10 protein-coding genes are annotated in these 11,311 nt (G+C 62.5%); 1 reads left to right on the top strand and 9 read right to left on the bottom strand.

Annotated features, from left to right (window positions below; translation table 11 throughout):
- Positions 1 to 147: 147 nt before the first annotated feature.
- A complete protein-coding gene (locus K5E37_RS13445) occupies positions 148 to 393 on the bottom strand; it encodes a DUF1127 domain-containing protein (protein WP_007954481.1) in 246 nt (81 codons plus the stop codon).
- Positions 394 to 572: 179 nt separating this feature from the next.
- Here K5E37_RS13445 and K5E37_RS13440 point away from each other — a divergent pair, with 179 nt between their 5' ends.
- Positions 573 to 1,994 carry a PLP-dependent aminotransferase family protein gene (locus tag K5E37_RS13440; RefSeq protein WP_007954479.1) on the top strand — a complete coding sequence of 474 codons (1,422 nt, stop codon included), beginning with the start codon at positions 573 to 575 and terminating at the stop codon, positions 1,992 to 1,994.
- On the opposite strand, the gene K5E37_RS13435 is transcribed toward K5E37_RS13440, so the two are convergent.
- From K5E37_RS13435 to K5E37_RS13400, 8 genes are all read right to left on the bottom strand, one after another.
- Positions 1,991 to 2,518, bottom strand: coding sequence for a hypothetical protein (locus K5E37_RS13435; protein WP_085606098.1), 528 nt, complete (start codon positions 2,516 to 2,518; stop codon positions 1,991 to 1,993). The genes K5E37_RS13440 and K5E37_RS13435 overlap by 4 nt on opposite strands.
- Before the next feature lie 13 nt (positions 2,519 to 2,531).
- Positions 2,532 to 4,955 carry a fimbria/pilus outer membrane usher protein gene (locus K5E37_RS13430; RefSeq protein WP_221534065.1) on the bottom strand — a complete coding sequence of 808 codons (2,424 nt, stop codon included), beginning with the start codon at positions 4,953 to 4,955 and terminating at the stop codon, positions 2,532 to 2,534.
- Entirely contained in the window at positions 4,955 to 5,665 is a 711-nt protein-coding gene (locus K5E37_RS13425) for a fimbria/pilus chaperone family protein (protein WP_085606102.1), read from the bottom strand. Before K5E37_RS13425 ends, K5E37_RS13430 begins: the two co-directional genes overlap by 1 nt.
- Before the next feature lie 101 nt (positions 5,666 to 5,766).
- Positions 5,767 to 6,417: a DUF1120 domain-containing protein gene (locus K5E37_RS13420; RefSeq protein WP_085606104.1), complete on the bottom strand. Its 651-nt coding sequence runs from the start codon at positions 6,415 to 6,417 to the stop codon at positions 5,767 to 5,769.
- A gap of 221 nt (positions 6,418 to 6,638) precedes the next feature.
- Complete coding sequence (locus K5E37_RS13415) at positions 6,639 to 7,181, bottom strand: hypothetical protein (RefSeq protein WP_085606106.1); 543 nt, start codon at positions 7,179 to 7,181, stop codon at positions 6,639 to 6,641.
- A gap of 12 nt (positions 7,182 to 7,193) precedes the next feature.
- Complete coding sequence (locus K5E37_RS13410) at positions 7,194 to 9,617, bottom strand: fimbria/pilus outer membrane usher protein (RefSeq protein ID WP_085606108.1); 2,424 nt, start codon at positions 9,615 to 9,617, stop codon at positions 7,194 to 7,196.
- Positions 9,617 to 10,324: a fimbria/pilus chaperone family protein gene (locus K5E37_RS13405; RefSeq protein WP_085606110.1), complete on the bottom strand. Its 708-nt coding sequence runs from the start codon at positions 10,322 to 10,324 to the stop codon at positions 9,617 to 9,619. The genes K5E37_RS13410 and K5E37_RS13405 overlap by 1 nt, the downstream gene beginning before the upstream one ends.
- Before the next feature lie 130 nt (positions 10,325 to 10,454).
- The gene (locus tag K5E37_RS13400; protein ID WP_085606112.1) at positions 10,455 to 11,117 is read right to left on the bottom strand and encodes a DUF1120 domain-containing protein; all 663 of its coding nucleotides are present in this window, start codon (positions 11,115 to 11,117) and stop codon (positions 10,455 to 10,457) included.
- Positions 11,118 to 11,311: the final 194 nt, after the last annotated feature.

The following is an 11,311-nucleotide window of genomic DNA, read 5'->3' as shown; positions in this document are numbered from 1 at the left end:
TCGGCGCTTTAGGTAGAAAGGGCGGGACGAGAAGTCTCCCACGGTCCGTACTGGCTAGAGTCGGAATCGAGCTTTTAGTCCCGCCCACCCCTTCAAGTCTAAACATACAAGCGAGCTTGCTCGCGAATCTAAAGATCACCGCAGAACTCAGATCCGCCAGAACGGCTTCAACCCCTCCTCCAGCGCCTGCTCGCGGGTCAGCCCGATGTCCTTGAGCTGTTCCGGCGTCAGGCGCAGCAACGCCTTGCGCGTGTGCAGACGATGCCAGAACAGGCCCCAGCGACTCAGGCCGGACGGCGCGTTGCGCATGATCTCGTTGCGCGCGTTGTCCTGTTGCCCTGCCTCCAGTTCCTGACTGTGTAACGTCAGCCGCACATCGCTCAAACCGTTCATTTTCATTGCTCCTGTTTACTTGGGTAGCCAGAGATTCCATGATGCGCGGGCGAGCAAAAGCATTACAGATTCAACACATCTGTATTATTTCCATACAGATTTGCTGTTTCTGAGACTGAATTGTCGATTTACGCCGCATCTGTACTGGTTTAACGAATCATCTGCATCGAGGCAGTGCCATGACGCTCTATGTGAATCTCGCCGAACTGCTCGGCACCCGCATCGAACAAGGCTTCTACCGTCCTGGTGATCGCCTGCCGTCGGTGCGCGCCTTGAGCGTAGAACACGGAGTCAGCCTGAGCACGGTGCAGCAGGCTTATCGGATGCTGGAAGACAGCGGCCTGGCCACGCCGAAACCCAAGTCCGGGTACTTCGTGCCGGTCGGTCGCGAGTTGCCGGAACTGCCGGCAGTCGGGCGTCCCGCGCAGCGGCCGGTGGAAATTTCCCAGTGGGATCAGGTGCTGGAGCTGATTCGCGCCGTGCCGCGCAAGGACGTGGTGCAACTCGGTCGCGGCATGCCGGACATCTCGTCACCGACGATGAAACCGCTGCTGCGCGGACTGGCCCGTATCAGCCGTCGTCAGGACATGCCCGGTCTGTATTACGACAACATCCACGGCACCCTCGAACTGCGCGAACAGATCGCCCGGCTGATGCTCGATTCCGGCTGCCAGTTGAGCGCCAGCGATCTGGTGGTCACCACCGGTTGCCACGAAGCGCTGTCCACCAGCATCCACGCGATCTGCGAACCCGGCGACATCGTTGCGGTGGACTCGCCGAGCTTCCACGGCGCCATGCAGACCCTCAAAGGGCTGGGCATGAAAGCCCTGGAAATCCCCACCGACCCGCTCACCGGCATCAGCCTCGAAGCGCTGGAACTGGCGCTGGAGCAATGGCCGATCAAGGTCATCCAGCTCACACCCAACTGCAACAACCCGCTCGGCTACATCATGCCGGAGTCGCGCAAACGCGCCCTGCTCAACCTGGCCCAGCGCTTCGACGTGGCAATCATCGAGGACGATGTGTATGGCGAACTGGCTTACACCTACCCGCGTCCGCGCACGATCAAATCCTTCGACGAAGACGGCCGTGTCTTACTCTGCAGTTCGTTTTCCAAGACTCTCGCGCCGGGATTGCGCATCGGCTGGGTCGCGCCCGGTCGCTATCTCGAACGCGTGCTGCACATGAAATACATCAGCACGGGCTCTACAGCACCACAGCCGCAGATCGCCATCGCCGAATTCTTAAAGGCCGGGCACTTCGAACCGCATTTGCGGCGGATGCGCACGCAATACCAGCGCAATCGCGACGTGATGATCGACTGGGTAACGCGCTATTTCCCGGCCGGGACCCGCGCCAGCCGCCCGCAAGGCAGCTTCATGCTCTGGGTCGAACTGCCGGAAGGTTTTGATACGCTGAAACTGAATCGTGCGTTGCACGATCAGGGCGTACAGATTGCCGTCGGCAGCATCTTTTCCGCCTCGGGCAAGTACCGCAATTGCCTGCGCATGAACTACGCGGCCAAACCGACAGCGCTGATTGAGGAGGCGGTGCGCAAGGTCGGCGCGGCTGCGATCAAGCTGTTGGCCGAGGTCGATTAGTCCACCGTAAATGCGCCGTGACCTTCAAACCGCTCCGGATCGACGGGGCGGCTTGAGGCGTCATCGACCCGCGCATCCAGCTCCATCTCCACTTCCAGCAGGCTGCCCAGGGCACCGGCGTCCGCCTGCCATGGGACGACGTGTATACCCGGTCGCAGGAAATCACCCTCGAGCGTTTGGCCGGTGCCCAGCCGCCAGTGCACCGCCGCACCGTCGAGACGCACAGCCACGATACGCAGTTGCAACGTGCCCGCCGCCCAACGGAAACGTTGCGGATCAGCCGGGGGCGCGGCGAAAGCCCAGCGCATCAAGCGCACGTCGGGACAGTGCACCCGCAAGTGCACGCTGCGCAGACCAAAGCCCGGGCCCCGGCCATCAAGCGCCGTGCGTTGCAGCAGGTCGGCGCGCGTTGCGCTACCCAGGTTCACGCTCGCGGGCGACAGGCTTGACTGACACGCTTCGGCGCCCGACGCCGGTTCAAATACCAGGCACAGCAGCACGACCAGGACCAGCAGAAATTTCATCAGATGCACTCGTTCAGGACAGCTCGGCCGGCGCGCAGGTGGCATCGACCCGCTCGATGAGCGCGCTGTCGTCAGGGGATTCGGAAAGCGGGAAACGCAACTCGCACCGCGTGTTGTCAGGAAGCTGCACATGCAGACGCTGACCGGCTTTTGCGTCGGGCAGAAAAATCGTTCCGGCATCCTGGACCGTTGTCAGGTAGCGGCCCTGCTCATCGTGAACACTCAACCCCTTGGCCAGCCATTGCCGGTCGACGGTCATGGCGTTGAGCAACAATCGCCGGACGGTGACGAGGGAAAAGTCCAGATGCTGCACCGACCCACGGGCCGGCTGCACTTCCTTCACCCCGTCGAGCACTTCGACGTTGCGCGACAGGCTGAGCGGGTCGATTTCCAGCCGTGCGGTCGACCAGGCGGGCAGGCTCGCCGCGACTGCGTGACCCGAACCATCGGTCCAGACCGGTCCTTGGGGCGTGTTCAGTTTTACGCCTGATCGATCACCGGCCTTGAGTACGCCGAAGGTGTCGCGCAGGGGATAAGGCGACAAGGTTGCGCCGTCGCGATGCAGCGCCACACCACCGCGCAGCCCCACGTCGTAATCGGTCGCGCCGGATCGCTGGCCGACGCCGACGTCCAGGCTGGTGTAGCGCGGCAGCGCATTGAAACGCACGCCGTAACTGGCCGCAGTCTCATCGCGGTACTCCGCGTTGGCGCTGTAGGCCAGGTTTTCACCCAGTACGTCGCTGACGGCCACGCCCCGGCGCAGGCCGGATCGATCATCACGGCGCAAATAGCCGCGCAGCCTTCGCTGGCCACCGAGCGCCATTCCCAGCGTCAGGTAAGCGGAGTTGCCCAGGCGATCAGATGCCGTGTCGCCGATGGCACGTTCCAGGTTCAACGAAAGGCTGATGCGCTCGGGCAATGTGCGCGACCACGAGAGGCCAAGACGCGACTGCGACGGCTCACCCTGAGTCGAATATCGCGACCAGGTCGCCCCGAATGCACCCCATTGATCCACCGAGCCGGTGAGAGAAAACACCAGGTGATCGCGACCGGGGGATTCGGCCCGGTGGAGCTCCTGATCCCAGCCGGTGTCTGACAGCGTGCGAAAATTCCGGCTCTGGCGCACCGCGACCAGGCTCGTCGACAGGCTCTCGGACAGCGGCGCACTGAGCGTCAGTTGCGTCTGGCTGCCTCCCGCGCCACTGGAGCGGTCATCGGACAGCACCTGTCGCAGGCCCATTGCGTAGCCGCCGGCCCACTGCCGCTGCAGGCCCCAGCCTGTCGACAGGTAGTCAGTTGCCGCGAGCAAACCGGCGCTCAGTCGGGTGGCCTGCCCCCAATCCCAATCTTTGCTGAACGCGGTGAAAGAAGGCGTCTGTCGGTCGTCCGAGCCCAGCCGTCGCACCGTGCCCAGCGCAAAGTTGAACCCGCTCGGCCCGGCCCATTGAGCTTCATGGAGGCTGGCCGCCGGCACGCGCAAGCGCCGCGCCTGCCCATCCTGTTCGTGGACAGTCACCTCCAGATCAATCCGGTTGCTCAGCAGCGGCAGTGCTCGCAGCGTGAACGGCCCACTCGGCACCATGGTGGTGTAGATCAACACGCCGTTCTGCCGGACTTCAATGCGGGCCGGCGAATACGCGACACCTTCCACCTGCCCGCGCGCGCCGTCCTGCGCCGCGCGCAACTGGGTGAATGCCGCTTCCGGCACGATCTGCACGCCGTTGAAGGATTCGCCGGCAAACAAGCTCGACGCGAGATTCAATTGCCCGACCTGCAGGCTGGCTTCGGCGTCCTCCAGGGTACGCGCACCGTAGGCATACAGGTGCTCGAACCGTGAGTTGCCGGACGTCGACGTGTAGGACTGTCGGCTGCGCAGCACCCATTCCCCGGCATTCAGGCCGACCTCCGAACCGAGGCTTTGAAACCTGTCGTGCCGGCCTTCATGCTGACTGCCGACCATCAACGCGTCGTAGTTGAAAACGCCGGCCGTACCACCATGGACGAAGTTGTTTGGCGCACGCTCCGCCAGCATCAGACTGTCGGTCGGTACCAGCAGGTCAATCCGTTCGCGTCCTGGGTCCAGTCGCACGATTGCTTCGGGAAATCCCTCCGCCAGCGTCATGCACTGCTCCGGTCGCAACTTGTCCATCGAGGTTGGCGGGCGTACTCCCGCAACGTTCAGCCATTGGGGGTGCAGGCACAGCTCGCCGAGCTCGTTGAACGCCACCCGCACACGGCCTCGGGTATGTCCGTTGACCTCAAGCGCTACGGAATGCTCGCCTTGGATGAAGCGCGGCGCTTCACGAAAGTACGCCGCCAACGCGGGATCGATGCCACGGTCTCTCAACACGCGGGCGTCGAACTCCAGTGACTCGGCCGCCAGCGCACTGCAGTTGGCCGCAAGCAGCAACACGCTCCAACGAACGCAGACCTTCATCAGCGGGTAACCGGCGCGTCGTAATGGTCGACCGCGAAGCCGTAGGTGGTGGCCGGGAAGATCCTCACTGCCATCGTCTGGGCCGAGGTGTGCAAGGGCAACTCGGCGTGCAGGCGCTCGCCGGGCAGGATGTAAGTCTTGGGCAGGTTCACCGAGCGTGTGCCCGGCAGAGGCACAATCGTTTTCGCCAGCCGCACCACGTAAGGGCTCGAATTGACGACCTGTACACCGTTGGCATCCATTGACCAGGTCAGCCGCTTCCAGGGCTCACGTTCGACCGGCAATCCGGCAGGGCGCAAAATCACTGGCAGGTTCTGGCGTACACCGAGAGCAACCCGGGCTCCGGCAGCGTCACTGGCCGGACTGATCCCCTCAAAGATCACCCGCTTGAGGCGTTCGGTTTTCAACGGTTGCCGGTTTTGCAGAATGAATCGCACTTGCTGAATGCCGCCCGGTTCGACCCGGGCAATGGGCGGGGTGAAGATCAGCAGTACATCGTCGCGGTCCTCGATGTTCTCAACAGTGGTGTGCAGCAGTGCGGGATGCGTGTCGGTATTGCGCACGTTCATCACCGCCTCGCCCATGCCCTCCTCGACCAACAGCACCGGCGTCTGCGGAACCATTCCGGCGGCGTGGGCCAGCGGCATTGAAAACCATGCGGACAGGCACAGCGGCGCCGTCCTGAGAACAGACTTGAAAGAAATGAGCATCGGGATAATCCGTGAAATCCTGGATGCGATCCGGCAGATGCCGGACCGCGCTCGCGTGCGTCAGTCAGTCCCGGTGCGTGAGAGGCACCGGGACGCTGCCGTCAGAGATAGAACATGTCGAATGTCACGGAGCCGTCCAGCGGGATTTCGTTGGCAATCGGTAGAGCGTTGCTTGGGCCGATGATCGGCAGCAGGTGCATCGGGAAACCGTGGTGACGGGCGGCAACCGGACCGGTCGCGGCGCTGGCGCCCCACGAGTACAACTGCGGTGCATTGCTGACCAGCGTACTGGTCGGCACACGCCATGTCGGGACCGCCAGCGTCCGGGTCAGCAATGTCTGCGCATTGCCGTCAGTCTCGGGAATGCCGTGACGCAAGGCGAAACCCCCAATGGGGGTACCGTTGATGTCACCCAACCCGTAGAACAGCGCCGGATCACTCTGCCCGGCACCATCACTGATGCCCGGCAGCTTGGTGCCAGCCCGGTTATCGCGCACCGACACTTCCACCGGAGCCGGTGCATCGCAATTGATGTGCAGAGACACATCGCGACCGGCCAGCGAGGTCTGGGTCGTCGGATTCAAAGTCGCTGCCGAAATCTTGCGCAGATCCACCGTGCTGCCACCGGCGAAGGCCGGAATGCAGGACGTCGGAATAATGGTGCCGATGACATTCAGGTCAACGCTTTCTGCCATTGCCATTGTTGGCAGCAGCGCCGCCGCCAGTACTGCAAGACGGTATGTCTTTTTCATAAGCCGTAATCTTCCATTTGATTGACAGTTCAGTCCCTACAAACTTGGTATGTAAGTAAGCGGGCTGATGATTGCGGCTTATGAGAGATAAATCTGTAGGAAACGGGAGCGCTTAAACAGCGAAATCACGACTGGTTCAATAGGTAATTTGAGCTTGGTGGCGGGATCCTACGCTGCCGTGGCCCGATGCTTTGAACCGCCCTGTTTCCGGGGTCCGAGATTCAGTACGCCTGAAAGCGCAGATCGATCCCGAACCGGGTCAGATCGGCAACCCGGGTCTGCGCTGACCCTACCCGTCCTTCAAGTTCCACTTCGACGTCCATGAGCTGACCTTCCAGTGCAACGCCCGCCCGCGCGGGAATCAGGCTTTGCCCGGTGGGCCAGACAGCCGCGCCGGATGCGCTACCCGGTTCAAATCCAAGCCACTGCGCGGCCTTGCCATCCACCCGGACAGCCATCACATGGACCCTCAACGCCCCTGCGCCAAACCGATAGTCCACGGTATCCGCGGCCGGCGCCGCCAGGTCGAGTCGCAGCGCAACTGTCCGTTCACACTGAACGGTGATCTGCACCCGTCGGCGCCCGAAACTCAGCTGGTCATTATCCAGGGGCTGCTGCAGCAACTGACCGCGCGTCATCGCTCCAAAGTCGATGGAAGGCTGCCCCAGCCTGACTGCACAGCCCGACTGCGCCTGTGCCTGATCGACGATAAATACGGCACTGAGCAATGCCAGACCGATCGTGCCGGTATTCAAACGATGCATGGTGACTGACTCCTAAACCGCGTGGCAGGTGGCTTGAGCTGTTTCGTACAGCGATTGGGTGTCGGGTGGTTCGCCGAGGCTGTAGACCAACCGGCAGCGAATGCCATCGGGCAGCACCACGTGCAAACTCGTGTCTGGCCGGACATCGGGCAAGAAGATCGTGCCGGCCTCCAGTACGTTGGTGATGTACTGTCCCTGCGCGTCGAAAACGGCTCCGCCCTTGCGCAGAAGAACGTTGTCGGCGGTGCGCGCCTGCAACAGCACGCGCCGCGCGGTGACCATGTCGAACGCCAGATGCGCGAAGGCGCCACGCCCGGCTTCGACCTCTTGAAAAGCGTTGTGCACATCGACATTGCGTCCCAGGCTGGCCGTGTCCAGCTCGACCCGTCCTTTGCTGTACGCCGGCAGACTCGCTGCCACGGCGTGTCCGGAATGATCAGTCCAGACCGGGCCTCGCGGGGTGTTCAACCTGACGCCGGCGCTGTCGCCGGCCTTGAGCAAGGCGAAGGTTTCGCGCAGCGGATAAGGCGACAGCGTTACGCCACCACCGTGCACCAGCGCACCGCCACGCAGGCCGATGTCATAGTTCTGGCTATCCGCACCACTGCGCGAATAGCCCATATCCAGCTGGCTATAGCGGGGCAACAGATTGACCCGTCCGTTGAACCCGGCGCTACCGTCATCCGGCCGTTCGGCGCCGATGCTGTAAGCGAGGGTGTCGCTGAACTGTTCATTGAATCGCAGACCGCTGCGGGTGCCGCTCACGTCGTCGTTACGCACGTAACCGCGCAAGGTCTGGCGCGCGCCCAACGGCAGGCTGACACTCAGATAAGCCGCTGTGCCACGAGCATCATCGGAGGCTCCGGCAACATCACGCTCAACCGTAAATGTCACATTGGCCCGCCGAATACTCTGCGACCAGGCCAGGGCAACTCTGGACGTGGCCGTCCCGTCAAACAGGGAAAACCGCGAGTAGCTGGCAGAAAAGCCTCCGTACACCGGACTGCTGGTGCTGAGGTTTGCCGTCAGTTGATTGCGTACTCGCTGGAACGGTCGATCATTGCGCGAATCCCAGGTGGTGTCCGACAGCGTGCGGAAACCCTGGGTCTGCTGGGTCAGCGCAACACTTGTCGACAACCGTTCACTCAACCGACCGCTGGCCGTCCACTGCAATTGCGTGCCGGACACGGCCTGATACTGTGCCCGGGAAATCACCTGGCGCCCACCGAGTATCAGCCGATCACCGATGCCGCCCTGCATTGCCCAGCCCAGCGACTCATAGCCTGTGCCAAACATGGCGCCGGCCGTGACCTGCCCGCGCGAGCCCAGCCGCCAGTCCTTGCTGGCAGCGGCAAAGGACGGCGCATCACGCTCGTCACCGGCGTAGCGCCTCACCTGACCGACCGCCAGCCCATAGCCTGCCGCCCGGCCCGTCATCCCGCCCCGCAACTGCGTCGCCGGCACAATGAAACGCCGCTGCTGACCGTCCTCTTCGTGCACCGTCACTTCCAGGTCCACGCTCTGGCTGAGCAGTGGCAAACCCACCAGCGTGAAAGGCCCACTGGGCACCACCGTGGTGTATATCAGCGCACCGTTCTGGGTGACTTCGATTCGCGCGGCGGAATAGGCAATGCCTTCAACCCGCGCACCGGAGCTGTCATCGTCCAGCGCCATCAGGGCCAGTTCCGGTTGCACCTGGAAGCCGTTGAAGGCCTCACCGGAAAACAGCGGCGAGACCATGTTCAACTGACCGAGTTGCAGGTTGGCCTGATAGCGTTCCGAAGTGTGCGAGGCGTAGGCATACAAATGCTCGAGGCGATTCTCTCCGGCGAACTCGCTGTACACCTGCCGACTGCGAAACGACCAGTCCGCCGCATTCAGGCCCAGCTCGGCATTCAGATTGCGGAACTGCGAAGACTGGCCGGCGAAACGGCTGCCCAGCAGCAAGGCGTCGTAGTTGAACAGACCTGCCGTACCCCCGTTGAGGAAGCTGCGACGAACCGGGCGATCAGGCACCAGCGCATCGGTGGGCAACAGCAGCGAGATATGTTCCTGCGACGGATCGGCTTGTACCACCGCACCCGGAAAGTACCGGGCGAACAGTTCGCATCCCGAATCACCCGTCGACTCGACGTGATCCGCCGCCCGAAATCCGCCCCGCTCCGGAAGTGAAGGCGTGAAACACAACTCGCCTTCGGCATTGAACGCGACCTGCACCTGCCCCTTCGCAACGCCGTTGACCGATAGCGAGACTGACTGCACGCCCTCGCGAAAACGTGGCGCCTGACTGAAGTATTCGGCCAGGCGCGGATCCAGCCCGCGTGATTTCAATACATCCTGATTGAACTGCACGGACAGCCCCTCGGCGCTTCTGGCGACAGGGGCGGTGCCGAGAACGATGATCAACGCCGCGCCGGCCAGACAACCTCGATGCATCAATCCGTCACCAAAGGAGCATCGAAGTGCGCAATGGCGAAACCGTAGGTGGTCACTGGAAACAGTCGCACCTGAAGCGGCGAACCGCTCGGATCAGGCGTCCCGCTCAAGGTCAGTTGCTCGCCGGGCAGCACATACGTGCGGCCCAGATCCATCTCTTTGTTGTCGGGCAGCAGCGTCACCGAATGGCCCAGCCGCACCACGTACGGGCTGGGATTGCGCACCTGGATGTCAGTGCCTTGTCGCGACCACACCAGATGCTTCCAGGGCTCGCGGTCGACCGGCAGATTCGCCGGGCGCAGGATCGCCGGAATGTTCTGGCGCAGGCTCAGACTCACCTGCGCCTTGCCCGTCGAGTCCTGCGGTGCGATTCCCTCGAAGATCACGCGCTTGAGGCGTTCGGTCTTCAAAGGCTCTGCACTGCGCAGGATGAAACGCACGCGCTGCGTTGCCCCGGGCTCGACCCGTGCCACCGGCGGTGTCAGCAGCAGCAATGACTCGGTATCTTGCGGCACGTCTTCGACAGACGTGTGCAGGAGCGCGGGATGCGACTCGCTGTTGAACACATTGATACCGGCCTCACCCACGCCTTCGTCAAGCACAACGACAGGCGTCTCGGGAACCATTCCCGCCGCCCGGATCGGGCCGGGCACCCAAAAAGAAACCAGCAGCACACTGGCGATGGCTTTTCGTACAAAGGCGTTCATGACGTTGTCCACGGGCGAGCGCGCAGCCGGCATCCGTGCCGGGCCACAGGCCAGCCGATAACATTGATTGGAAAAGACAGGCCCCGGAAGCGACCGGTGCCTGTCGATGATTGGCGCGTTGCGCGTTCTGTCAGAGGTAGAGCAGCTCGAACGTTGCCGAGCCGTTGAGCGCGATTTCAGAGGTGATCGGCAGGTTCGCCGACGGGCCGATGACCGGCACCAGCGTCATGGGAAAGATGTGCACGACGCCCGGCGTCGGGCCTGCGGCCAGGGATCCTCCCCACGAATAGCGAAGATTGCCGCCATCCGCATTTTTTCCGACCAGCGTGGCCGTATCGGGGGTGTCCCAGTTGGCCATGCCCCCTTGCTTGTACATGATCATCGAAGGCTTGCCATCGACGGTGGGTGTACCGTATCGCAGGCCGTAACCACCGATCTTGGCGCCCGCGACTTGTCCGATTCCGTAGATGTACATCGCCCAATCGGTGCCATCCACGACGATACCGGGCAGCTGGGTATGTGCCTGGTTGTCATGCACTTTGATGGCCATCGGCGCATTTGCCGAACAACGGATGCTCAGCGTTACATTGCGGGTTTGCAGCTCGGTCTGCCGGTCGCGATTCAGTGACCCGGCGGGGATGTCCCCTAACTCGACCGTATTACCGTCAGCAAAGGACGGCGTACACGAGGTCGGGATGATGGTGCCGGTGATGGTCAGGTCTGCACCATCGGCCATGGCCAGTGCCGGACACAGGGCGCTTGCGACAGCGATTGCACGAAAGGTCTTGCGCATGAAAATTCTCACTCCATAAGAATCGAAAGATGACAGCCAGCTGCGCTTCTTCTGCTGAAAAACAGGAAACGTCCTGCTTCAGAATCAGCGTTGTCATTATTCCGATTGCTTCCCGGCAGTGATGTAAGGCGAGGGTGTATTGCGCGCTGGAAAAATCGCTGCGGGGCGTAGCTGATGAGAGCCGGAAAAATCCG

It is taken from the genome of Pseudomonas sp. RIT778 (assembly GCF_019718735.1).
Lineage (GTDB): Bacteria > Pseudomonadota > Gammaproteobacteria > Pseudomonadales > Pseudomonadaceae > Aquipseudomonas > Aquipseudomonas aphyarum.
Note: the sequence above shows the minus strand (reverse complement) of the source record. Positions and strands in the feature narration are given on the sequence as shown.